The sequence below is a fragment of the Pseudoalteromonas sp. CR1 genome, assembly GCF_019392235.1.
In the GTDB taxonomy this organism is placed as follows: domain Bacteria; phylum Pseudomonadota; class Gammaproteobacteria; order Enterobacterales; family Alteromonadaceae; genus Pseudoalteromonas.
In genome coordinates this window covers 1-24,609 of record NZ_JAHXRM010000030.1, presented here as the reverse complement: position 1 = coordinate 24,609, position 24,609 = coordinate 1, and the positions used below count along the sequence as shown (strand labels likewise).

The 24,609-nt window shown below is 39.6% G+C and carries 26 protein-coding genes; 19 read left to right on the top strand and 7 right to left on the bottom strand.

Annotated elements, in window-relative coordinates:
* Positions 1-458: 458 nt before the first annotated feature.
* From KZZ04_RS18175 to hslR, 3 genes are all read right to left on the bottom strand, one after another.
* A complete protein-coding gene (locus tag KZZ04_RS18175; protein ID WP_219423636.1) occupies positions 459-1,997 on the bottom strand; it encodes a phosphoenolpyruvate carboxykinase in 1,539 nt (512 codons plus the stop codon).
* A 266-nt stretch (positions 1,998-2,263) separates the two neighbouring features.
* On the bottom strand, positions 2,264-3,109 hold the full coding sequence (gene hslO, locus KZZ04_RS18170; RefSeq protein ID WP_219423634.1) for an Hsp33 family molecular chaperone HslO: 846 nt from the start codon (positions 3,107-3,109) through the stop codon (positions 2,264-2,266).
* A 12-nt stretch (positions 3,110-3,121) separates the two neighbouring features.
* Positions 3,122-3,544 (bottom strand): ribosome-associated heat shock protein Hsp15, encoded by a 423-nt coding sequence (hslR, locus tag KZZ04_RS18165; protein WP_219423632.1) that lies wholly within the window; start codon positions 3,542-3,544, stop codon positions 3,122-3,124.
* 213 nt (positions 3,545-3,757) lie between these two features.
* Between hslR and gspC the strand changes: the two genes are divergently transcribed.
* The 13 genes from gspC (at position 3,758) to KZZ04_RS18100 (ending at position 15,732) form a co-directional block, all read left to right on the top strand.
* Positions 3,758-4,699 carry a type II secretion system protein GspC gene (gspC, locus tag KZZ04_RS18160; RefSeq protein ID WP_219423630.1) on the top strand — a complete coding sequence of 314 codons (942 nt, stop codon included), beginning with the start codon at positions 3,758-3,760 and terminating at the stop codon, positions 4,697-4,699.
* A 23-nt stretch (positions 4,700-4,722) separates the two neighbouring features.
* Positions 4,723-6,786 (top strand): type II secretion system secretin GspD, encoded by a 2,064-nt coding sequence (gene gspD / locus KZZ04_RS18155; RefSeq protein ID WP_010558130.1) that lies wholly within the window; start codon positions 4,723-4,725, stop codon positions 6,784-6,786.
* Positions 6,779-8,344, top strand: a complete 1,566-nt coding sequence (gene gspE, locus KZZ04_RS18150) for a type II secretion system ATPase GspE (RefSeq protein ID WP_257903669.1) — start codon at positions 6,779-6,781, stop codon at positions 8,342-8,344. Before gspD ends, gspE begins: the two co-directional genes overlap by 8 nt.
* 2 nt (positions 8,345-8,346) lie before the next feature.
* Positions 8,347-9,582 carry a type II secretion system inner membrane protein GspF gene (gene gspF, locus KZZ04_RS18145; RefSeq protein ID WP_219423629.1) on the top strand — a complete coding sequence of 412 codons (1,236 nt, stop codon included), beginning with the start codon at positions 8,347-8,349 and terminating at the stop codon, positions 9,580-9,582.
* Positions 9,583-9,660: 78 nt separating this feature from the next.
* Complete coding sequence (gspG, locus tag KZZ04_RS18140) at positions 9,661-10,083, top strand: type II secretion system major pseudopilin GspG (RefSeq protein ID WP_006794634.1); 423 nt, start codon at positions 9,661-9,663, stop codon at positions 10,081-10,083.
* 49 nt (positions 10,084-10,132) lie between these two features.
* Entirely contained in the window at positions 10,133-10,717 is a 585-nt protein-coding gene (locus tag KZZ04_RS18135; RefSeq protein WP_219423627.1) for a prepilin-type N-terminal cleavage/methylation domain-containing protein, read from the top strand.
* The gene (gene gspI / locus KZZ04_RS18130) at positions 10,717-11,091 is read left to right on the top strand and encodes a type II secretion system minor pseudopilin GspI (protein ID WP_219423625.1); all 375 of its coding nucleotides are present in this window, start codon (positions 10,717-10,719) and stop codon (positions 11,089-11,091) included. The genes KZZ04_RS18135 and gspI overlap by 1 nt, the downstream gene beginning before the upstream one ends.
* Positions 11,092-11,706 (top strand): type II secretion system minor pseudopilin GspJ, encoded by a 615-nt coding sequence (gspJ, locus tag KZZ04_RS18125; protein ID WP_219423623.1) that lies wholly within the window; start codon positions 11,092-11,094, stop codon positions 11,704-11,706.
* Entirely contained in the window at positions 11,699-12,685 is a 987-nt protein-coding gene (gene gspK, locus KZZ04_RS18120) for a type II secretion system minor pseudopilin GspK (protein WP_058405235.1), read from the top strand. Before gspJ ends, gspK begins: the two co-directional genes overlap by 8 nt.
* Positions 12,682-13,890 (top strand): type II secretion system protein GspL, encoded by a 1,209-nt coding sequence (gspL, locus tag KZZ04_RS18115; RefSeq protein ID WP_219423621.1) that lies wholly within the window; start codon positions 12,682-12,684, stop codon positions 13,888-13,890. The genes gspK and gspL overlap by 4 nt, the downstream gene beginning before the upstream one ends.
* Entirely contained in the window at positions 13,887-14,360 is a 474-nt protein-coding gene (gspM, locus tag KZZ04_RS18110; protein WP_058405233.1) for a type II secretion system protein GspM, read from the top strand. The genes gspL and gspM overlap by 4 nt, the downstream gene beginning before the upstream one ends.
* Positions 14,361-14,363: 3 nt before the next feature.
* On the top strand, positions 14,364-15,122 hold the full coding sequence (locus KZZ04_RS18105) for a type II secretion system protein N (RefSeq protein ID WP_058552120.1): 759 nt from the start codon (positions 14,364-14,366) through the stop codon (positions 15,120-15,122).
* 22 nt (positions 15,123-15,144) lie between these two features.
* Positions 15,145-15,732: a UPF0149 family protein gene (locus KZZ04_RS18100; protein ID WP_219423619.1), complete on the top strand. Its 588-nt coding sequence runs from the start codon at positions 15,145-15,147 to the stop codon at positions 15,730-15,732.
* 40 nt (positions 15,733-15,772) lie between these two features.
* On the opposite strand, the gene KZZ04_RS18095 is transcribed toward KZZ04_RS18100, so the two are convergent.
* Both KZZ04_RS18095 and KZZ04_RS18090 read right to left on the bottom strand, forming a co-directional pair.
* Positions 15,773-15,979, bottom strand: a complete 207-nt coding sequence (locus tag KZZ04_RS18095) for a hypothetical protein (RefSeq protein ID WP_138530759.1) — start codon at positions 15,977-15,979, stop codon at positions 15,773-15,775.
* Positions 15,979-16,338 carry a hypothetical protein gene (locus tag KZZ04_RS18090; RefSeq protein WP_219423617.1) on the bottom strand — a complete coding sequence of 120 codons (360 nt, stop codon included), beginning with the start codon at positions 16,336-16,338 and terminating at the stop codon, positions 15,979-15,981. Before KZZ04_RS18090 ends, KZZ04_RS18095 begins: the two co-directional genes overlap by 1 nt.
* Positions 16,339-16,627: 289 nt before the next feature.
* Here KZZ04_RS18090 and ccoG point away from each other — a divergent pair, with 289 nt between their 5' ends.
* The 4 genes from ccoG to KZZ04_RS18070 all read left to right on the top strand — a co-directional run bounded on the left by ccoG (position 16,628) and on the right by KZZ04_RS18070 (position 20,423).
* A complete protein-coding gene (ccoG, locus tag KZZ04_RS18085; RefSeq protein ID WP_219423615.1) occupies positions 16,628-18,058 on the top strand; it encodes a cytochrome c oxidase accessory protein CcoG in 1,431 nt (476 codons plus the stop codon).
* 77 nt (positions 18,059-18,135) lie between these two features.
* On the top strand, positions 18,136-19,110 hold the full coding sequence (locus KZZ04_RS18080) for a serine/threonine protein kinase (RefSeq protein ID WP_219423613.1): 975 nt from the start codon (positions 18,136-18,138) through the stop codon (positions 19,108-19,110).
* Positions 19,111-19,144: 34 nt separating this feature from the next.
* Positions 19,145-19,768 (top strand): thiol:disulfide interchange protein DsbA/DsbL, encoded by a 624-nt coding sequence (locus KZZ04_RS18075; RefSeq protein WP_058405226.1) that lies wholly within the window; start codon positions 19,145-19,147, stop codon positions 19,766-19,768.
* A 16-nt stretch (positions 19,769-19,784) separates the two neighbouring features.
* A complete protein-coding gene (locus KZZ04_RS18070; protein ID WP_058405225.1) occupies positions 19,785-20,423 on the top strand; it encodes a thiol:disulfide interchange protein DsbA/DsbL in 639 nt (212 codons plus the stop codon).
* A gap of 60 nt (positions 20,424-20,483) precedes the next feature.
* Here KZZ04_RS18070 and trmA read toward each other — a convergent pair whose 3' ends face one another.
* Positions 20,484-21,581, bottom strand: a complete 1,098-nt coding sequence (trmA, locus tag KZZ04_RS18065) for a tRNA (uridine(54)-C5)-methyltransferase TrmA (protein ID WP_219423611.1) — start codon at positions 21,579-21,581, stop codon at positions 20,484-20,486.
* Positions 21,582-21,743: 162 nt separating this feature from the next.
* On the opposite strand from trmA, the gene KZZ04_RS18060 reads away from it, so the two are divergent.
* Positions 21,744-22,871, top strand: coding sequence for a DUF5610 domain-containing protein (locus KZZ04_RS18060; RefSeq protein WP_219423609.1), 1,128 nt, complete (start codon positions 21,744-21,746; stop codon positions 22,869-22,871).
* Between the two features lie 77 nt (positions 22,872-22,948).
* Positions 22,949-23,749: a glutamate racemase gene (murI, locus tag KZZ04_RS18055; protein ID WP_219423607.1), complete on the top strand. Its 801-nt coding sequence runs from the start codon at positions 22,949-22,951 to the stop codon at positions 23,747-23,749.
* Here murI and KZZ04_RS18050 read toward each other — a convergent pair.
* The gene (locus tag KZZ04_RS18050) at positions 23,712-24,191 is read right to left on the bottom strand and encodes an RNA-binding protein (protein ID WP_219423605.1); all 480 of its coding nucleotides are present in this window, start codon (positions 24,189-24,191) and stop codon (positions 23,712-23,714) included. The two genes, murI and KZZ04_RS18050, sit on opposite strands and share 38 nt — an antisense overlap.
* Positions 24,192-24,609 lie beyond the last annotated feature (418 nt).

The following is a 24,609-nucleotide window of genomic DNA, read 5'->3' as shown; positions in this document are numbered from 1 at the left end:
AAAGTAGGACATTCTACTGCGTAGCGCACCGACTTCAAATACAAGAAAGCCCGATTCGAAAGAGCCGGGCTTTTTTACGTCTATAAAAAAGTATAATATTCAGCACTTTCTTCTCTAAAGCGCAGCGTCTCTTAAGCGAAGCGCCTCTTTGTGAATATTGTTCTAGTGATCTAATAGATTACCCAATGATAGCGCAGAATCAGCTATGCGGATCTTTAGCGCAGGATGCAACGTCATTGCTATAAGCTGCTCACCTACTTTAAATGGAAGAAAATCCGACTCGAAAGAGTAATACTTTATATGTCTGCAGATCCTCAACAGTCTGGCTTATGGTTGTGGAAGTGTTCTATGTTATGTATTCGGTTATTTATCAAAGAAACTTAGTCGCTGAGGTAAATATTAGAATCAAAAACGCCAACTCAAGGTTGGCGTTTTAATTATGAGGCTAAAGGTGATTTTTAAGCTTTAGGGCCTGCATTTTTAATGTCGTCAGATACGTCGTATTTCGCAAAGTTTTCTGAAAAGTCAGCAGCCAATTTCGCTGCATATTCATTATACTTAGCCTTATCTTCCCATGTATTTATAGGATTTAGAAGGTTGCTATCAACACCTGGAACTGCAACGGGGACGTTTAGGTTCAGCGCATCTATATGTTGAGTCTCAACACCTGCCAATTTACCAGACACTATAGCGTCAATTACAGCACGTGTAGTTGGTATATCAAAACGCTTGCCAATACCGTAAGGACCGCCAGTCCAGCCAGTATTCACTAGGTAAACTTTAGCGCCAAACTCACGAACACGTTTCATAAGAAGCTCTGCGTAAACACCTGCAGGACGCGGGAAGAAAGGTGCGCCAAAACAGGTTGAGAATGTAGATTCTATATCGCTTGTTGAACCGATTTCAGTTGAACCTACTTTTGCTGTATATCCGCTTAAGAAGTGGTACGCGGCGGCTTCTTCACTTAGTACAGATACAGGAGGTAATACGCCACTTACATCGCATGTTAAAAATACAACAGCTTTAGGCTCGCCAGCACGGTTTTCTGCTTTACGCTTTTCAACATGTTCTAACGGATAAGCTGCGCGGCTATTTTGAGTTAAGCTTGTATCGTTAAAGTCTGGCACACCTTTATCATCAAGTACCACGTTTTCTAATATAGTACCAAAGCGGATTGCATCCCAAATAACAGGTTCATTCTTTTGTGAAAGGTCGATACATTTTGCGTAACAACCGCCTTCGATATTAAATACGCTCCCAGGTGCCCAACCATGCTCATCATCACCGATTAGGAAGCGAGTTGGGTCAGCTGATAACGTTGTTTTACCAGTACCAGATAAACCGAAGAATAATGCTGTGTCGCCAGCTTCACCAACGTTAGCCGAACAGTGCATTGGTAATACACCTTTAGCTGGTAATAAGAAGTTTTGAACTGAGAACATCGATTTTTTCATTTCACCGGCGTAGCGCATACCCGCAAGCAATACTTTACGTTGTGCAAAGTTAATAATTACGGTGCCATCGCTATTAGTACCATCACGCTCTGGCTCACATACAAACGAAGGTACGTTCATCACTTGCCACTGCGGTAAGTTTGAAGCGTTATAGTTTTTAGGTTCAATAAACATGTTTTTGGCAAAAATATGATGCCATGCAGTTTCTGTTGTAACAACTACAGGTAAATAATGCTCTGGGTCTGCGCCAACTTCTAGGTGAGAGGTGAAGTGGTCATTACTTTGCACATGTGCTTCTACGCGTGCCCACAAAGCATCAAATTTGTCAGCATCAAAAGGACGGTTTACATTGCCCCATTGAATTTCATTTTGTGTTGTCGCTTCTTGTACAATAAAACGATCTCGAGGTGAACGACCAGTTCGTTTTCCTGTAATGGCTACGAAAGCACCATTTGCGGCTAGAGTTCCTTCGCCACGGCGGATCGCATGCTCGACAAGTTCAGCAGCGGTTAAATCGACAAAACGTGTAGCGCTTGTAATCATGTTTATACCTAACTATGTGTGAGAGTTTGAACGGGATAGCTCTGGGTAAATAGTGCCCTTTAGCTGTAATGATAGTAACAGAAGGTTTTGAGATATTCGAGCCTGTAAAGCCTCTAAAAACACATATATTTGCAAAAAAACATGAATAATTTCAATGATACCGGTGTCATTAAATGTCACTTTTTATGACACCGGTATCATCTTTTTATAATATAAAACCGCATATTTTGCGGCTTTATACAGTAGGATTAGCTGAGATGGGGTTTTTAATTAAAAATGCTTTTAATGTCTTGCTCATTAAACGCATATTCTTTTAAGCAGTAATGGCAGTTAATATTAACGCTGCCGTTTTTTGCTACATCATCGAGCAGTTCTTGTTGTCCTATATTAACTAATGCGTTGATCGTTTTATCACGACTACAGCCACATTTGAAACGTATGCTTTGCGGTTCAAAAACGCGTGGGTTATCTTCATGATACAAACGAGTTAAAATTGTATTTGCATCAAGGTTTAATAACTCTTCATCTTTTATCGTATTACTAAGTGCTTCTAAGTGGGCAAAATCTTCAATCGACTTTTGTTTATCAACAGGCAGTACCTGTAAAAATAAACCACATGCTTTGGCGCTGCCTTCGGTTGTATTAGTCGCAAACCATAAACGAGTTTTTAATTGCTCTGATTGCTCAAAGTAACTTTCAATACATTCGCTTAGCGTGTCGTGTTCTAAAGGGACTATGCCTTGGTAGCGTTCACCTTTGTTTGGGGTAATAGTAATAACCATATAGCCATTGCCGATTAATTCTTTGACGGTACTGCCAGTCACCTCACTTTGTAGACGAGCAATACCACGCATATTTTGTTTATCGTCACCATTTATTACTGCATATTTAACTGGTCCGTCGCCTTGAAGTTGCACGGCTATCTCGCCTTCAAATTTTAATGTAGCTGTCAGTAAGCAAGTGGCAACTAATAGCTCACCTAGTAATGCTTTTACAGGCGCGGGGTAATTATGGTTGGCAATCATTTCATTGTAGGCACTCTCGATTTGAACGAGTTCGCCACGAACATCTAGTTCGTTGAATAAATAACGGTGAAGTAAATCTTGTTGCATGAGCGGCTATACCTAACTTAATTTCATTTTTAAAAGTTCGCGTCTTTGCTTTTTATCGGGTTTTTTATCCGGATGAGGCGCAAAAAAACTGTTATTTTTACGTGCGATGCTGTTTTCTTCGCGTTTAGCAATACTGGCATCAGATTCGTGGTACAAGGTCTGAGCAATGGGGGCGCTTTGTCGTTTTTCAAGCACTTTGATGATAGTCACTATCTTTTCATCTACACCTTGAGCGAGTTTCACTACCGCACCAACCTCGACTATTTTGCTCGCCTTTGTTCGTTGTCCATTATAATGCACTTTACCACCTTGTACCATTTCCCTTGCTATAGCACGTGTTTTATAAAAGCGGGCTGCCCACAACCATTTATCTAATCGAACTTTTAGATTATCTATGAGGTCAGAGTCTTTATTACTATTGCTTTTTTTACTCATAACGTATTTGTACCTGCAGTAATTTATTATCTAAAATTTACCACGAAATCTATCTAGGATGAAGGTATTACAGTGGGTGTTGCTTTTTTGTTCAAGTAAATAGAAGTTATTCATTCTGTTTACAAAGTTTAATATTAGTGTGCTTGTTGAATGAAAAATGAAAGGGTACTATGGGGACGCGCTTACGCAGTAAATTAAAAAAGAACACTATTTATGGAACAGCAAATTCAACGACTAAAACACATTTTAACTCGATTGCCGCATGCTAAATTAAGTGCATTAGTCACGCTATTAGTTGTTGTTTACCTTGCATTTTTGTTATCAAAACTGGTTTGGCTATTATGGCCTAAACCTCAAATAACTTTACTTACCCCCTCTCAGTTTACAGCACAGTCATCGGGAGCAAGTAATAATTCTGCGCAACGTATTGTTGAACAGTTTTTGTTTGGTAAAAAAACGGTAACAAACAGCGCTAATACTGCAAAACAATCACAAGTTATTAATAATGCCCCTGAAACACGTTTAAGTATTAACTTAACAGGCATAGTGGCTGTAAGTAATGATGATAAAGCAGGCGTTGCAATTATTGAATCACAGGGCAAGCAGGTTAGTTACCTTGTAGATGAAGTTGTATCTGGGACGCGCGCAAAAGTAGCTCAAATACTTCCTGACCGTGTCATTTTAAGTGTAAATGCTCGTTTTGAAACGCTAATGCTTGATGGACTTGATTTCACCAAAACAGTCTCTATGCCGGTGCTCGCTGCAAAAGATGAGCAAGAAATGGGGCCGCAACGATTAGAAGAAAGTGAAGAACTAATAAATGCGACTGCAGACCCAGAAGTAAAAGAAGCCATTATAGAAACACGTGAAGAATTATTAGAAGAACCCGGTAAGCTTTTTGATTACATACGTGTATCTCAAGCAATGAGTGACGGTGAGCTAATTGGTTATCGCTTAAGTCCGGGAAAAGAGCCTGCACTATTTAAGCAAATGGGATTAAAAAATAACGATCTAGCTGTTTCTATTAACGGCTATCAACTAACAGATTTAAAACAGGCCATGTCAGCCATTAATGAGCTGCGCAATAGCACCGATGCTACTATCACTATTGAGCGTGATGGTGAGCAAATAGATGTGCAATTTAGCCTGCAATAACTTAGCTTTGGAGTTTTAACATAATGGTTCAGGTGCTACACCTCACAAAAATTAAAAAAGGGTTAGCTAAGTACGCAGCACTTTTTTTGGCGGCAAGTATATCTTTGTCTGTTTCTGCAGTTGAATATGCAGCAAATTTTAAGGGTACTGATATCAACGAGTTTATTAATATTGTTGGTAAAAACCTTAATAAAACGGTGATTATAGATCCTAACGTGCGTGGCAAAGTGAATGTACGTAGCTATGAGCTAATGGATGAAGATCTTTACTATCAATTCTTTTTAAATGTATTAGAAGTTTACGGCTATTCAGCTGTTGAAATGGATAATGGCATTATTAAAGTAGAAAAAAGCTCTGATGCTAAAAAGTCGAATGTTCCCCTAATTACCGAAAACAGTTCTGCATCGGGCGATATGATGATTACCCGCGTGGTACGCGTAAAAAATGTAAGCGTGCAAGAGCTCGGACCATTAGTTCGTCAATTTAGCGATCAGAAAGACGGCGGGCACGTTGCTAACTTTAACGCTGCAAACGTAATGATGTTGACTGGTCATGCTGCATCAGTAAACCGCTTAGTAGAAATTATTCGTTCAGTTGACCAAGCAGGTGATAAGCGTGTTGATATTGTAAAGCTGAAATACGCAACGGCTGATGACGTAGTCTCTGTAGTAGAAAATATCTACAAAGACAGCGGTAAAGGGAGTGTCCCTGAATTTTTGATTCCTAAAGTCGTAGCCGACGGCCGTACCAACAGTGTAATTGTAAGTGGTGAAGGGCAAGCCCGCACACGTGCAATTGAGTTAATTAAGCGCCTTGATGGTGAGCTTGAAAGCCAAGGTAACACTAAAGTATTTTATTTAAATTACGCCAAATCGGAAGACTTGGTTAAGGTGCTTCAGGGTGTAAGTAAAACGTTAACCGAGGAAGCTCAAGGTAGCGCAACTAAAACGCGTTCGCGTAGTAACAACGAAACCAGCATTGAGGCACACCCAGAGTCTAATTCATTAATTATCACAGCACAGCCCGATACTATGCGTTCATTAGAGTCAGTTATTGAACGATTAGATATCCGTCGTGCACAAGTATTAGTCGAGGCAATTATTATTGAAGTGATGGAAGGTGATGGCGTTAACTTAGGCTTGCAATGGATTTCAGAGCAAGGCGGCATGCTGCAATTTAATAATGGTACAACGGTACCTGTTGGGTCGTTAGCTGTTGCAGCAGAACAGGCTGCAGATCAAACAGTAACTAAAACAATTATAGGTACAGAGTCAGGCACGGTTACACCTTACACAGAAACAACGGAAGGCGATTACGGTCCGCTTGCATCATTACTTAGTGGTATTAATGGCTTAGCACTGGGCGTTATAAAAAATGACTGGGGCGCAATTATTCAGGCAGTAGCAACTGATACCAATTCAAACATTTTGGCCACGCCGTCAATTACAACTATGGATAACGAAGAGGCCTCTATCCTAGTGGGTCAAGAAGTGCCCATTATAACTGGATCTCAAACGGGCACTAACAATAGCAATCCATTTCAAACGGTTGAGCGTCAAGAAGTGGGTATTAAACTTATTGTAACGCCACAAATCAACGATGGCTCAGCGGTACAGCTTACCATTGAGCAAGAAGTATCAAGCGTAAGCGGCGCAACTGCGGTTGATATTTCAGTAAATAAACGTGCTATTAAAACAACGGTTATTGCTGATGATGGTGGAATGGTTGTTTTAGGTGGTTTAATCGACGAAGACGTTCAAGAAAGTGTGTCTAAAGTTCCATTATTAGGAGATATTCCTGTATTAGGGCACTTATTTAGATCAACAAACACAACTCGTCGTAAGCGTAACTTAATCGTGTTTATTCGTCCTACGATCATCCGTGATGGGGTGAGCATGAATAAGTTAAGTTTTAACAAATATAACTTTATCCGTGGTGAACAGACCAAGCAGCAGGAAGATGGTATTGATTTAATGCCAATGACCGATACTCCTGTATTGCCTGAGTGGAATGATGAGTTAGTACTTCCGCCAACTTATGAAGAGCATTTACGTAAACAAAATGCACAAGAGCGTAAAGATGACTAATGCGATACAAGAGATAAACCAAGACGTGGTTCATCCTAATACGCATGGTACAGATGAACTATTAGCTGATGATGCACTCGTTGAGTTGCCAGCAAAACGTTTACCGTTTTCGTACGCACGACGTGCGGGTGTTTTACTCAGTAAATACCAAGAGCAAACAACGGTTTACTACCGCGGTGACCTTGATTTAGATGTATTGTTAGAAGTTCGCCGAATTGCAGGTCATGGTTTTAAATTAGAGCCACTTGATGATGATAAATTTGAACTTTTACTTGAGTCATCTTACCAACGCGATAGCTCTGAAACGCAGCAAATGATGGAAGATATTGGCAACGAAGTTGATCTGTTTTCTTTAGCTGATGAACTCCCGCAAACTGAAGATTTATTAGCTGGCGATGATGATGCGCCTATTATTAAACTCATTAATGCCATGCTTAGCGAGGCAATAAAAGAGGGGGCGTCAGATATTCATATTGAAACGTTCGAGCAAGAGCTTGTTATTCGTTTTAGGGTTGATGGCGTTTTAAAAGAAGTATTAAAACCAAACCGTAAACTGGCTTCATTGCTTGTTTCACGTATTAAGGTAATGGCAAAACTCGATATAGCTGAAAAACGTATTCCGCAAGATGGCCGTATTAGCCTGCGTATTGCAGGGCGCGCAGTAGACGTGCGTGTATCAACTATGCCATCAAGCTTTGGTGAGCGAGTAGTATTGCGTTTACTTGATAAAAACAATGCCCGCCTAAACCTAGAAGATTTAGGTATGACACCAAAAAACCGAGAGTTGTTTGCTGACCTAATTAGCAAGCCACACGGTATTATTTTGGTAACAGGGCCAACGGGTTCTGGTAAAAGTACTACGCTATATGCGGGCATGAGCCAAATAAACTCGCGCGATCGTAATATCCTGACAGTTGAAGATCCTATTGAATATGAGATCCCAGGCATTGGTCAAACGCAAGTAAATACAAAAGTAGATATGACATTCGCAAGAGGGTTACGTGCTATTCTGCGTCAAGATCCCGATGTGGTAATGGTGGGGGAAATACGTGACCTTGAAACTGCCCAAATAGGTGTTCAAGCATCGCTTACTGGTCACTTAGTTATGTCTACACTGCATACAAATACAGCCTCAGGTGCCATTACTCGAATGGAAGATATGGGTGTTGAACCGTTTTTGCTTTCTTCATCGCTATTAGGGGTTTTATCTCAGCGCTTAGTGCGTACGTTGTGCAATAGCTGTAAAGAAGGGCATGTGGCAGACGAACGTGAATGTCAGCTTTTAGGTGTACCATTTGAGAGTAAGCCAACAATTTACCGTGCGGTAGGCTGTGAAGAATGTAACTTTAATGGTTATAAAGGCCGTACTGGTATACACGAGTTACTTGTTGTAGATGAAACAATTCGAGAAATGATCCACAACGGTAAAGGCGAACAAAGCGTAGAGAAATACATTCGTAAACATAGTCCAAGTATTCGTCAAGATGGCTGCAGCCGTGTGCTTGCAGGTAAAACCACGCTTGAAGAAGTGCTGCGTGTTACCCGTGAGGAAGGCTAATAATGGCTGCGTTTGAATATCGCGCATTAGATGGTCGCGGCAAAGAAAAAAAAGGCATTTTAGAAGCCGATACAGCCAAACAAGTTCGTCAGCTTCTTCGTGATAAAAGCTTAACCCCTTTAGAGGTTGTGCCTGCGGCTCAAAGCGATAAACAGGTAAAGGGTGAAAAAGCCCCTTTATTTGGTAGCCTTTTTAAGCCAAGTATTTCTACTTCTGAGCTTGCGCTTATCACACGCCAGTTAGCAACATTAATTCAGTCAGCATTACCGGTTGAAGGCGCGGTTATGGCAGTGGCTGAGCAGTGTGAAAAACCACGTTTAAAACGTATGTTAATGTCGGTTCGTTCAAAAGTTGTTGAGGGTTATACCCTTGCAGATGGTATGAGTGAGTTTCCTCATGTGTTTGACGACTTATATCGTTCAATGGTGGCTGCGGGGGAAAAATCAGGACATCTTGATCAAGTACTTAATCGCTTAGCCGATTACACCGAGCAGCGTCAGCATATGCGTAGTCAAATAACGCAGGCTATGGTTTACCCAACTATTTTAGTTATTTTTGCCATTGGTATAGTGTCGGTATTATTAGGTACTGTGGTTCCTAAAATACTAAAAACCTTTGAAAAAACTAAACAAGTATTACCTTGGACCACCGAATGGGTAATGGCTGGGAGCCATTTCGTGCAAAATTATTGGTTTATTAGTTTATTAGCCATCACCGGCATTGCGGTTGGCATTAAGTACGCGTTAAAAAAACCACAAGTGCGTTTTTGGTGGGACGACCGCGTGCTGCACATGCCGGGTATTGGCAAGGTGGCTCGCGGTATCAATACCGCTCGCTTTGCTCGTACGTTAAGTATTTTATCTTCAAGCTCTGTGCCATTACTTGAAGGAATGCGCATTTCTGGCGATGTACTTGTTAACGAAAAAATTAAAAAGTCGGTAGCCGATGCAGCTGATAGAGTAAGTGAAGGGGCTAGCCTTAGAGCCGCTTTGCAACAAACTAAACTGTTTCCGCCGATGATGCTACATATGATCGCCAGTGGTGAAAAATCAGGTGAATTAGAACAAATGCTAGAGCGTGCAGCGAATAACCAAGACCGTGAATTTGAAAGCATGGTTAATGTATCGCTTAAGTTATTAGAGCCAGCAATGATAGCGTCCATGGCTGTTATCGTTTTATTTATTGTGATGGCCATTTTGCAACCTATCATGGCAATGAACAAAGCGGTTGGGCTCTAAATTTAAATAGTTTTTATATATTAATGGTTTTACCTAAACCATTTTTGTTTAGTGTTTTTAGAATAATGAGGTAATTACGTGAACAAACAATCAGGTTTTTCTTTACTAGAAGTAATGGTGGTACTGGTTATCATCGGAATGATTATGTCTATTGTTGCGCCAAATATCATGGGTCAACAAGAAGAGGCAGCTATTGATAAAGCGCATTTAGATATTCAGCAGCTTGAAGATGCGATGAGCTTATACAAGCTTAAAAATAAAAGTTACCCAAGCACAGAGCAAGGCCTAGAAGCGTTAGTGACTAAAACGTCTATAGAGCCTGTTCCTAAGCGTTTTCCAGATGGCGGCTTTATCAGCGAATTACCAGAAGATCCATGGGGCAATACTTACTTACTAATAAGCCCAGGTGAAATTGGTAAATTTGATATTTTCTCTATGGGGCCAGATGGCGAAGTCGGTACTGATGACGACATTGGTAACTGGGATGAAGAAAAGCAGTAATGCGTCAAGTTACTGAGCTTACCCTAAATATACTTTTTGAAGGCTTACTATGAACGTAGGTCTTCAATCAATACATAAAAAAAAGGGCTTTAGCTTAATCGAGATTTTAGTTGTATTAGTGGTTATCGCTTTTGCAACAAAAATGGTGGTATACAGCTTAGATGGCGGCGCCGAAGATGAGTTAGATACTCAAGCGCTTAGGTTGCATACCACCATTAATATGGCGTCAGAATTTGCAATTTTGAATCAGGTAGAACTTGGTTTATTGGTTGAAAAAAACACGTTAGAGTACTTAGTGTTTGATGGTGAAAAATGGGTCACTTTTGACAGAGAAGAGTTATTTAAACCCATAGAGTTAGAACCGCGATTAAAGCTCACCCTTAACTTAGAGGATCTCGCATGGGCTCAAGATAACCTTCTTGAACAGTCTAATTGGCGAGAGCTTATGAGTGGTGGTGAAGAAGATAGCCTACTCGAGCTTAAAAAACTCAAAATACCTCAAGTACTTATTTTATCGTCGGGTGAGGTAAGCGCATTTCAGCTAATACTTGAGTTAAAAGAGCAAAGTGACCCTGTTTATTTTATTGAGGGTGAATTTATAGCACCAGTGAAGTTAAGAAGAGAGCCAGAGTAATGATATTTAATAAAGGCTTTACCTTACTGGAAGTGCTTGTTGCTTTGAGCATTTGTGCAATGGCAGGTATTGCTGCAATGCAAGCGACCGGCGAGCATATTCATCATCTAACAACAATTGAAGAGCAAACATATGCTTCTTGGGTTGCCGAAAATGTCATTATTGAACAGCGTGTTAAAGGCGAGCAATGGCAAGGGAAAAATAATTTGCGTGGTAGTGAAGTAATGGGGGGGGTTGAATGGTTTTGGCAACAAGAGGTTATTCCTACCGCCGATAAAAGTTTTGTTAAATTAACAATAAATGTATTTATCGATGAAAAATACGAACAGTCAGTCTATGAGCTATCAACGTATTTAAATAAAGGTAAAATATAAGTGAAACAGCGCGGATTTACATTACTAGAAGTAATGGTTGCTCTGGGGATTTTAGCTTTTGTTGTTATTTCTACACATCAAATATTAGATAGCACAACCAAGGCAAAAGACGCGTCGGACGAAAAAATAGCGGAGCTGAATGGTTTGCAAACAACGTTTAGGCTTATGGATCAAGATTTTAGCCAAATGACTAAACGTGCGGTAAGAAACGAGTCTGGTGACGTACAAGAATACTATTTATTAGCGGGGCGTTATGTGCTTGAAAGTCAATATGACGGCATTGCATTTGTAAGAGACGGTTGGATAAATCCAATAAATTTACTGCCTCGGTCTGAGTTACAGGCTGTTGGGTACAGAGTGATGGATGATAACCTTGAGCGTGTATATCGTGTGTACGTTGACCAGCTTGATAATATGGAGCCACGCGTACAGCAAGTGTTAGAAAACGTCGAAGAACTTAAGTTTGAATTTTTAGACAGTGACAATAAATGGCAAGAACAATGGGAAGTAAAAGCGTTGCCAAAAGCCGTTGCGGTTACCTTACAGCAAATAGAGGCTGAACCTATTCGTCGTGTATTTTTAGTTCCTGGTCAGGGAAGTAAAAGTAATGGGTAACCAGTCATCGCGTGGTGCAGCACTCGTTATTGTATTATTTATTGTTGCATTGGCTGCTATTTTAGCCGTAGAAATGAGTGCTAATTTAATGGTACAAGTGCAAAAAAGTACTAATTTACAAGGGCATCAACAAGCAAAATGGTATGCTTATGGCGCTGAAGAATTGGCGATTAAAGGGCTTATTCAAAGCAAGAAAGATGATCCAGATAAAACAACGCTTGACCAAGTATGGGCAACACAAGGTAATGCAGCATACCCAGTTGATAACGGCACATTAAGTGGTTCAATTACTGATTTGCAGTCATGCTTAAATTTAAATGCACTGGCGGTTGAACCCGATACAAATAGCGCTGATAAAACAAACCCTGCACACAAAGCGCTGTTTGCCTTGCTCGAAAATATAGAAGATTTACCTGCGGATGAATCAGAAGAGGCAATGGCCGACAGCGTATTCGATTGGCTTGATGAAAATAGCATTACCTATCGTTCAGGTGCTGAAGAAGGAGAGTATTTATCTCGCAAGTTTCCATATATGACTGCAAATAGTTTATTTGCATCACCATCGGAGCTTCGCTTGGTAAAAGGCTTTAACCCACTAGTAATGGAAAAAGTACTGCCTTATGTATGTGTTATTCCTGGTAGCACTCAGCTTTTAATTAATATTAATACAATTGCACCAGAACAGGCTCTATTACTAAGCGCTCTGATGGATAATTTAAGTTTGTCGGCTGCAGAGGCTGTCATTGCCGCAAGACCCCAAACAGGTTTTGATTCTTTAGAAGAGTTTTTTGAACAAGTACAGCAACAAGGCGGTACAAACACTGAGTCAGTAAAAGACTTATTTAGTATTAAAAGTGAATATTTTAAATTACAAACGCAGGCAAACTTTGTAGAACTGCGTTTTTCGATGACCACATTACTGCACGCCAAAGATGGCGACGTAACGATACTGGCGCGAAAATTTGGAGGCGTACAGTGACAGAAATATTGTTGATCCGTACGGGTCAAACCCAACAAGAACGATTAAATTGGCTTGTATATTCACCACAAGAACAAGAAATAATAGCCAGTGGTGAGCTACCAAGTGCAAGCTATTTAAATGAATTAAGTGAAAAAGCAGCCAACAGAGAAGTGGTTGTTTTATTGCCAAGCGATCAAGTGCAATTAAAAACGGTAACACTACCAACAAAGTGGAATCGTAAGTTAGAGCAAGCACTCCCTTACATGCTTGAAGAAGATATAGCCTGCGATGTAGACGATTTGTATATAGCCATAGGCGAAGCAACCATGGTTGGCGAGCAACATGCTATCCAGGTTGCGATGACCGATCGCGACTGGTTTGAGCAATGGCTCGCTTTATTTTCAGAGCATGGACTGTCTGTTTATAAAATATTACCGGATGCATTGCTGTTACCACCTGTAGGTGAGGGAGAGGCAAGTGCGATAGAGCTCAATCAGCAGTGGTTGTTTAAGCAAGGGACATGGCATATTAGTGCGGTTGAATCGAGCTGGCTATCAGGTTATTTAACTGCGTTAGGTAACCCCGAAATCAAGCATTTTAGTCCTGCAGAAAACTTCCCAGAGGGAACTAATTTACAAGCACAAACAAGTCAGTACGACCTCCCGTTAGCTTTATTTGCTAAGCAATTAAATAGCGTTAAATTTAATCTTCGCCAAGGTATTTACCAACTTAAAAAGAAGAGTGCACTTTGGTGGGGTTACTGGAAAGGCGCGGCGATATTTACAGCTGTTGCACTGGGTTCTACGTTAGTTATAAAGGCAATTGAGTTACAACAACTTAATTCTCAAGTCGATATAGCAAAAAACCAAGTGATTGAGCGATACCAAGCAGCATTCCCCGGTTCTAAAGTGCATCCTAATTTGATAAAAAATCAGATTAAAGGCGCGTTAGACCGGATACAAGGTTCTGATGAATCTGGCTTTTTAGAGCTTACTACTAGTTTAGTTGATGTATTTTCGCAGGTGACTCAGTTCACACCAGAGACCTTACGTTACGATAAACGCAGAAATGAGTTACGTATTCGCGCACGTGCTAAAGATTTTCAAACCTTTGGTAAAGTAAAAACCATACTCGAACAACAAGGCTTAACAGTAGAGCAAGGCTCTTTAAATAACGACGGTGATTTTGTGGTCGGTGAAATTAAACTGCGAGGTGCTGCATGAAAACACAAGCGATAAAATACTGGCGTTCTTTAAAGGAACAAGAGCAGCAACTTATTATGGTTGCGGGTGGTATCTTTGTTATTTTTGTTCTTGTGATGGGGATATTTAGGCCATTAAATAATGCCATAACAAAAGCAGAGCAATCGCAAATTAAGCAACAGGCTTTACTTGTGTGGGTTGACGAAAGCATAGTAAAGCTAAAAGCAGCGGGTAATACGCGTGTTGCGAGTAATCAAAATTTAAGTCAAGTGGTTAATGCTACCCGTAGCCGTTATCAAATCAACATCAGTAAAATGCAGCCTAGTGATGGTTCACTGCGATTAACGCTCGACTCAGTAGAGTTTAATAAATTAGTAGAGTGGCTCGATGAATTAGTGAATCAACATGGTTTAAAAATCGAAAATTTAGATTTAAGCCGCGACGATAAATCGGGTTATGTACGAGTAAGCCGTTTGGTATTAGAGAATTAATAAATGAAAAGAATAATTACATTATCGGCTGTTTTTTTAATTAGTTTTATTGTGTTTTGTATCATTAAATTACCTGCTGCTATCGCGCTTGATTTAGCAAAACCTTATCTTCCTAAGCAGTTGGAAGTAGGGCCTGCTGTTGGCACTGTATGGCAAGGCCAATTAATGCAAGTTCGTTTTGATGGCGAACAGTTAAATAATGTGCGCTGGGATATTGCTGGCTGGGCATTATTTACTGGCAATTTAAATACTAATATAAAGTTTGGAAATGCTCGCGAACGTACTGATATATCGGGGTATGCACATGTCAGCTATGGATTGTTTAATCACACCGTAAAAGTAACGAATGGTCTAGTACGCTCAACGGTAGAGCGAGCAATGCAACGAGTTCAGTTACCTTTGCCTGTTACGGCAAAAGGGCGTGTAATACTGGAACTTGATGAATACACCTCAGGTGCTCCTTACTGTGAGTCATTAAAGGGTGAAATAGCGAGTCCTAATATCGATGTGCAAGGTTTAAATGGTTGGTTTAATATAGGGCCTCTGGCCGGCAATTTAAGTTGTAAGTCGGGTGATGTGGCAATATTAATCGACCCTGACAACACCCTTGGGCTTGAAGCCGATGCCACTCTCAAAGCTAACTTTGACTTTAGCGTGGCAGGGTATGTAAAACCAGATGCTAGCTTACCAAAAGATGTTCACGATGCGGTTAAGTTTTTAGGCCGACCAGATAGCCAAGGTCGTTACCCGCTCAATTTTTAATGTTTTGATATAAAGAGTTTTAATGCAACTACCGCAATTTACTGAGCTGCATGCTAAGCAGCTCAGCACATTTTTAAAAACACAACCTCACGCCATGACCCTTGAACAAAGCCAAGGTTATTTGTTTGGTGTTATATGTTCACCCGACCCTCTTGATGTACACGAATGGGTTGATGTGATACTCAATAATTCTGCAGACGAATTAGATGAAGAAACACTGTTTTTATTTATGGCGCTTTACCATCAAATAAGTGAGCAAGTGTTTGAAGTAGGATATAAACTGCCATCACAGTACGACAATGCATTTTGCTCGCAGTGGAGCCAAGGCTTTTTAACAGCAAGTAATGCTTACACGCAAAAGCTGTTAACATCACCGCAGTTAGATGTACAGTACAAAGAGGCCTTAGAAACCGCACAAGCAACCCTCAGCTTTTTTGCATTAGATCCACAGCTTATCGCGCAAATCGCATCGCAAAATTCAATGAACACAATGCAGTTGTGTGAGCAACAATATGACCTTATGGGAGATTTTGCACTTGGTTTTGCAGAGCTTGTAGAAATAGTAGCACTTAATAGTGGTTTGTATAACGATGAAGGCTGGGACGAGTAGTTAGCGTTAAACGTTTTAATATTGGCGCTTTAGTTATTAGTTAAGCGCCAAGTTCTAAAATAATATCTGTGCAGCCTTGCTTGCACTTTACTGCGCCTTTACCCACTTCGCTGGTGGCTAAATCGAGTGTGAGCACCGAATTACACTTTTCGCATTTTAGTGTTTTACCTTTCGCTAACTGTTTCAGCATATTACGTTGCTTGTGAAACGAATCACTGGTTTTTTTGTTTAAGTTAGAAAAGTCCATTATTTAGCCCGCTTTTGTTCGAGTGATTCAGACACTATTTTACACACTGTATTTAAGCGGTCAGCGTAGAAGTAAAGGTTTAAGTCACGTTCGCGACAGTAGCGTAAATTAAATAGCTGAACCGCGTCATCAGTGGTAAACGTTTTTTCTACATACTCTTTTTCAGAGCCTGAGAGTGTGAGCTCATTACTAATTCTGTTTTTTGCTAAATTAGCAGCAGGGCTTCTATTTACTTTACTTGCATCACTTAAAAAGCCAATACCTTCGCCTAATAGCTTTTCGCGTGGTTCTTTTACAAGTGGATGATCAATGGTAAAAAACGCAAGGATCACAATGATCAATATAATAAACTTCTTCATGGATACGTAAACCTTGATCTAAATAGGGTTGAACAATCAAGCAGTGTAATAAACTGCCCTTTAAAAGCAAGTAACTGAGATGAATAAATTAGTAGCAATCAATACCAGTAATTTTAGCCAACATTGGTATAATAACTACCAGAAGTTAGATATTTCTGAAATATCTGAAAGTATTTAATTTATGATTCATTAAACAAGTCTTACTTAGCAAGTTACTTGCTACACTATGAGTATAGAGCATTTGATTAGTGCTCAGCTTTTATTTTCCAAGCGGTGTTGAGGAACTTCGATGGACAAACAGATTAAAGTAAAAAACATTCCTGTTGAGGTAAAAATTCAAAAGCCGGATTTAAGCCGTCAAGATGATAGATTTAACCCCCGTAACCGCATTTATGTTAGAGCTGTAAAAGGTCTTCACCAATTATTAAGACAACGTATTGGTTTTTTAGGCATGCTCGCATTTATGGTTTTGCCATGGATAAACTTTAACGGCCAGCAAGCCGTGCTATTTGATTTAATAGCACAAAAATACAATATTTTTGGCCTAACTTTATGGCCTCAAGATTTCACCATACTTGCGTTTATATTTATGCTAGCGGCGTTTGCGCTGTTTTTGGTTACTACATTTTATGGAAGGGTCTGGTGTGGATATACCTGCCCCCAAACGGTATGGACCTTCATTTTTATTTGGTTTGAAGAAAAGCTTGAAGGCACAGCAAATCAGCGTAAAAAGCTTGATCAACGCCCTATGGACTTTGACAAGTTCTGGCGAAAAACGGCTAAGCATTCTAGCTGGGTGTTGTTTTCTTTGTATACCTCTATTTCGTTTGTTGGTTACTTTACACCGATAAGAGAGCTACTCCCTGATTTTATAACCTTTAATGTTGGCGGTTATGCACTAGTAAGTATTTTAGTGTTTGCTGTGTGCACTTATGGTAACGCCGGCTGGATGCGCGAAATTATGTGTTTGCATATTTGCCCTTACTCGCGTTTTCAGTCGGCAATGTTTGACAAAGATACCTACACAGTAACCTATGATGAAAGCCGAGGTGAAAGCCGTGGTCCTCGCTCACGCAAGGTCGCCCATGAAGATTTAGAAATTGGCGACTGTATTGACTGTAACTTATGTGTACAAGTGTGTCCTACAGGTATTGATATAAGAAATGGCTTACAAGCTGAGTGCATTAATTGTGGTGCGTGTATTGATGCGTGTGACGGCGTAATGGATAAAATGGAGTATCCGCGCGGTTTAATTTCATATACCACAGAACGTAACCTTGAAACGCCAGAAAATAAAACCAACCCTTTACGAGCTAAAATTATTGGTTATACGGTCATATTGGTGCTGCTTACTGGCGCACTTGTTACAAATATTGCACTGCGTAAACCTATGGACTTTGATATTATCCGTGACCGAAATCAGCTATATCGTGTCGACTTTAATGGCTTGGTTGAAAACACATATACCTTAAAGGTAATCAATAAGGCGCAGTATGAGCAAACCTTTAATATTAAAGTTATAGGGCTAGAAAATTTTAAATACATAGGTAAGCAGGTATTCACGGTTCAAGCAGGGCAATCTCACAATGAACCTTTGTCACTCGTTATGGATCCTTATGATTTAAAATTGCCTATAACAGAGTTTAATTTTGTGCTGTCACCAGTTAACGAACCGGATGAAACGATATCGCAATCGAGTAATTTTTTTAGAGCGCGATAAGTCGCACTTTCTAATTCGGTGCATATAGCCAATAACAAAAGCGGGTTTAGCCCGCTTTTAATTTATATAAGAAGAGTATGAGCAAATTTAGCTTTATAGATTTAACCCCAGATTTAATACTCGATGCGATAGAAACCATAGGCATTTATCCTGAGTCTGGGCTATTAGCGCTTAACAGTTATGAAAATAGAGTTTATCAATTCAAGGCCGAAGACGGTCTTCGTTACGTCGTAAAGTTTTATCGTCCCGAGCGCTGGAGTAAAGCACAAATTCAAGAAGAACATGACTTTGCTTTTGAATTGGCTGACGCTGAAGTACCCGTTGTAGCCCCTGTTTTACATAACGGACAAAGCTTGTTTGAACACCAGGGTTATATGTTTGTGGTTTTTCCAAGTGTGGGTGGGCGATTATTTGAAGTAGATAATTTAGATCAGCTTGATGTTATGGGACGTTTGATTGGTCGAATGCACCAAGTAGCTAAAACAAAACCATTTACTTACAGACCAACAATAAGCTGTGGTGAGTATTTACATACAGCTAAAGTTCATCTTCAAAAAAGTAACTTAGTGCCAATGGGATTAAGCACTGCTTTTTATACTATTTTAGATTTGGTAATTGAGCAGACACAAAAGCAGTATCAAGAAACAAATAGTATTCGCTTACATGGAGATTGCCACGCAGGCAATATATTATGGGCTGGCGATGCGTTAATGTTCGTAGATTTAGACGATAGTCGCCAGGGACCTGCGATTCAAGATTTATGGATGATGCTAAGTGGCGACAGGCCAACGCAACTGTTACAGTTAGACACCTTAGTTGGGGCGTATGAAGAATTCTGTGATTTTGACCACGCTCAACTCAAATTAATTGAACCGCTGCGAGCAATGCGTATTATTCATTACATGGGATGGGTGGCAAAAAGGTGGAGCGATCCTGCTTTCGTGCGGAACTTTTCATGGTTTGCTGATGACAAATACTGGGAGCAACAAATTTTAGCGCTTAAAGAACAACTTGCAGCTCTGCAAGAACCGCCGTTAAAATTATTGCCGTAATTTATTATTTAATGACAAGTACAACGAGATACTAATGCTTAAAAAATTAAAACTGAGCCTACTTCTTTTATGTTTACCATTTGCAGCCTTTGCTGCACAGTTTGAGGCTAATAACCAATACACTATTATTAAAACTGAAAAAAGCACAACACCCCAAGTAACAGAGTTCTTTTCATTTTATTGTCCGCACTGTTTTAAATTTGAACCAGTGGCTAAAGCAATTGAAAAAAAACTGCCGGAAGGTACTGAGTTTGTTAAAAGCCACGTTAACTTTTTAGGTGGTGTATCTCCACAAGCACAAAGTAACTTAAGCTTTGCTTACTTAATTGCCAAACAACAAGGCCAAGCACAAAATATAGCTGACCAAATTTTTAGAAGCATTCATATTCAAGGTGTGCCTTTAACAGAAGTTAAAGATCTTAAAAAGCTGTTGGAAGTTAACGGGATAGATAGCGACACTTTTGACCAAGCTATTGCAAGCATGCCAATTATTGCCGCAGAACAAGCAATGCAAGACAAACAAAATAAATATTCAAAATTAGGTGCATTAACTGGCGTACCTACTTTTATCGTTAACGATAAATACAAAATCAACATTAACACCATAAAAAACCAACAAGAACTTGATGAGTTAATTGCGTTTTTATTAGCATTATAAATTTTGGAGTATAAGTATGATTAAACTACTTAAAGCAGGGTTACTTGCATTAGTATTACCACTGGCAGCAACGAGCTTTGCGGCGACCTATGAAGAAGGCGTTCATTACGATGTTATTTCTGAACGCGCTACTAAAAAGCCAGAAGTAAAAGAGTTTTTCTCTTTTTACTGCCCGGCGTGTAATAACTACGAGTCATTGATCAGCGAATTTAAGCCTAAACTTGATAAAAATGTTAAGTTTAAAAAGAGTCACGTTGACTTTGTGGGTGTTCGTAACCCAGAAAACCAACAAATGATGAGCCAAGCATTAGCCACTGCAGAAGTACTTCCGCAAAAAGAAAAAATTATTGCAGCTATTTTTAATCATATTCACACAAAACGCGCTAAATTTAACGAATTAGCTGACGTAAAAGATGTGTTCGTTGCGCAAGGTGTTGATGGCGATAAATTTGATAAGTTATTTAAAAGCTTTTCGGTTCGTACATTAAGCTCTAAGATGAAACGCGACCAAGAGTACTTTAAAGAAAAAGGCGCCCTTCGTGGTGTTCCAACATTTATTGTAAACGGTAAGTATAAATTAAACTTAGGCCGTGAATCAGGTGTTACGGCACCTGAAGATATCAGCAAGTTAATTAATTACTTGGCAAGTAAGTAAAAGAATACAAAAAAGCTCCTTTATAGGAGCTTTTTTGTGCCTATAAGTTTTTACTCACCGTTATTTTTTCTGCAAATACACACCTGATTCTATATGATGTGTATAAGGGAACTGATCAAATATCGCAAAGCGCTTGACGTTATGAGTACGCGTTAAATGATCTAGATCGCGTTCCAGTGTGTCAGGGTTGCACGATATGTAAATAATATTTTCGTAGTTAGCCACTAAATCACAGGTCAATTCATCCATACCAGCGCGTGGCGGGTCGACTAAGATGGTTTGGCAATTGTAACTTTTTAAATCAATGCCATCTAGACGAGAAAAAGTACGTTCTCCATTCATCGCTTGAGTAAACTCTTCGCTCGACATACGTATAATATCGAGATTATCTACATTGTTCTTCTCGATATTGTATTGAGCAGAGTAAACAGATGACTTAGATATCTCAGTTGCTAGTACTTTATTAAAAGAGCCAGCTAGTGCAATAGAAAAGTTACCATTACCGCAGTAAAGCTCTAGTAAATCATTTTTAAGTGGTTTACATAAACCTTGTGCCCACTCAAGCATGCTTATATTTACTTTCGCATTAGGTTGCGTAAAGCTATTCTCTACTTGTTGGTAAACGAGTTCTTGGCCATTTACAGTTAATCGCTCTGTTACAAAGTCATCACCTAGCATTTCTTTTTGCTTACGTGCTCGGCCAATAAAGTCTATCTTATATTTTTCACTCAGCTTTGCCTTAAGCGCTTTAATTTCACGTAGCCATTCATCATCAAGCGGCTTGTGGTAAAGCAAGCTCACTAAAATTTCACCGCTGAGTGTAGACAGGTAATCTATTTGAAAAAGCTTTCGGCGTAAAACCTCACATGGCTTAAGGTTTTCAACCATTACTTGCATTATTTCACCAACAAGCGGTGCTGCAGGGTCAAACGTATCCACGCGTATTTTTTCTTTAGTTTGCTGATCGAACATTATATGAAACAGATCGTCTCCATCATGCCATACTCTAAACTCGGCACGTTGGCGGTAGTTAATTGGCTCCGAGCTAAACACTTCTAGCTGCTCCACACCAAAACGTTGAAACTGTGAAGTTATACGCTGTTCTTTTTCACTTAACTGCGCTTGGTACTGTGTGGTATCTATTTTAATAACTGCCATTCGCGTTATTGCCTTATCTAAGATCTGTTTATCGGCGCTATTGTAGGGAGCGGTTCGCATTTGTCTAGTTTTGGCAAGAATAAATGATGTTTTTTTACGCGGTTTACTTTAGTTTTTTATGCTCTGGCCGATAATAAAGTACGCACGCTCAGGAGACGAATCATGAAAATAGGCAACTATGGGTTTATACCAAGCCAGAATATAAACAAATTCAATAACAAAGCTGATGTACAACAACCTACCATCACGTCTCCGCAAGACAGTTATCAGCAACGAGGCAAAGAGTTGGCTGCTAAAGTCTTAGGCGATAAAATGGCAGAGCAGCTTGGTTTACCTGTTCAAGAAAAAAAGGCAGAAAAACCCCTTTTTGATTTTGAAGAAATTGTTAAAAATGTACTCGACTTTGTCACTGGCGCCGTTAATAAAGCAAAAGCTGATGGTGCCGATGACGATAAATTAAAAGGTATGTTAAGTGATGCCCGTAAGGGGGTTCAAATAGGTATTGATGACGCTGTTGATGAGCTCAAAGAGTCTGGCGTGCTAAACGATGAAACCCAAGAGGGGATCAATAAATCAAAAGAAGGCATTTTCAATGGCCTTGATGAGTTTGAAGATAATTTGTTCAACCCAATGCCCGCCAGTGTGGGGGTAACACAAGCACAGTATGCCAGTTTAAGTAATAATGCTCAGTACAGCTTTACAACCGCAGAAGGCGATGAAGTAACAATTAGTTTTGCCGATGCGTTTAAATCTCAGTCTGCTAGCAGTTATCAACGTGGTAAGGGAGGAGAGGCATTCGTAAGTGAATCATCACAATCGAGGGAGCTTTCATTTTCAATGTCAGTTAACGGCGACCTTAATGATAAAGAGCAAGAAGCAATTAATGAGTTGATGGAAAACCTACAAAACGTAAGTAAAACTTTTTTTAGCGGTGATTTAGATCAGGCATTTGAAGAAGCGCAAGAGCTTAGTTTAGGCAATGAGCAACTAGTTGCATTTTCAATGGACCTACGACAAACCAAAACGGTTGCTGCAATAAAAGGTTATGAAGAAAATAAACCGGCCCCAGAAAAAGTAATTGCAGATAAAATAGCGCCTTTTAATGATGATCTACGAGAGGCATTTTCTAAAGCCTCCGAGTTAGATATTCAAAATCAGTTATCAGGCATCATGCAATGGCTCAATGAGGACCAAAGTGAGATCGATAAGCTGGTTGATTATACAAAAGCTATGTTTGAAAACCTTAATAAGTTAAATAGCGCGGCAAAGCAAACAGCTGACGAGGTTTAGCCTTAACCTTAAACTACTTTCTTTTGCAAAAATCACATGGCAAACTGCCGTTCTAATCTAATTATAGGAACGGTCGTTTGTCAGCGCATATAATGGTTTTTGATTCAGGGATTGGTGGCACAACAGTACTTGAACATATAAAGCAACGTATCCCGAATGCTCAATATAGCTATTTCATGGATAATGCTTTCTTACCTTATGGGGCTCAGACACAACAAACAATCATTAATCGTTTGTGTTCGCTTATTCATTTTATTAAGTTAAACAAGCTAAACGTCGATTTAATTGTTATAGCGTGCAACACGGCATCTACGTCTGCATTAAGTGCCGTACGCAAAATTACAGATATACCCATTGTTGGTGTTGTACCAGCGATAAAACCCGCAGCAGAATTAACTCATTCAAACCACATTGCTTTACTGGCAACACCAGCCACAATAGCGAGCTCGTATACAAAAACACTAATAGCACAGCATGCCAGTAATGTAATCGTTAACTTATATAGTAGTGTTGAGTTGGTAAACCTTGCGGAACAGCTTTTTTTCAATGACTGCTTAGATACAATTAAATTGCATGCCGTGCTTGAAGATTTGAATATTGAAAAGCAAGTAGACGTACTTATATTAGGATGTACACACTTTCCCATACTTGCAAAACAAATTAGTGAATACTTTGAAAATAGTATTCAGCTGGTGGACTCCGGCGTAGCAATAGCAAGTAGGGTCAGTTATTTATTAGACGAATTAGGTTTATTAGCACAAAATATATCAGATATAAAAAAGCCGCTGCAATACTATGCAACGGCTAATGTGTTCAGTGATAAACTGGCGGTTAAGCTAGTTACGCTGATTGATCCGCCTGAGTTCGAAGGGCGTTAGCATCATCTTCTTGTTTTTGTTTTGCTTCACGTACTTTTAAAGTTCGTTGTTGAAACTCACTATCGTTCAAGTTAGCAATAGCATTGTCTGCGTCAGCTTGCGCCATTTCAACAAAACCAAAGCCACGACGTTTGCCTGTATTTTTATCCTTTAATAGACGAACGTTGAATACTTTACCTTGCTCTTCAAACAAAGCACGAACCACACCTTCGTTTGCACGGTAAGGAAGGTTACCAACGTAAAGTGTTTTAGTCTTCACTTCGGTCTCTTCTAAAACGTCAGACGACATAGCAGCAATAACTAGCCCACCTACTAACAGGCCAACAGCAAATACAATTGCAGGGTCAAGTTCTAAGCTATCAAGGACGAACTTAACAATAACAAAACCAACTACAGCAATAACAACAGAAAAGACAAAAGATTTTTGATCGGGTAATTTCATTTTAGATCTACCAATAAACAGGAAATAAACATTAATTTAACATTGTGAACTTGCTATCTTAACGTCTTAAACGAACTTAGCAATGATATTTATATGAAATTATAAAAAGCAGTGTAAAAAAACATCAATTTAAGCGTGTTTTAACATGATTTTTTGTACTTTTGTTCTAATTTTGTTCGAACAGTAAAAAGATCTAAAAAAAGTGTTGATCTGTTTTCGGATCTCCCTATAATGCGACCCCACTGAGACGGGAAACGCCGAAGCATAGCAAAGCCGCCCCGGTCAGAGAGTTAAATAAAACTTTAGATTTAAATCATCGCAAGAAAGTTTAAAACAAAGTGTTGACTCGAAAAATAAAGGATGTATTATACGCATCCCTAGCGACAACGTCGCAACGTTCTTTAACAATATAAAGCAA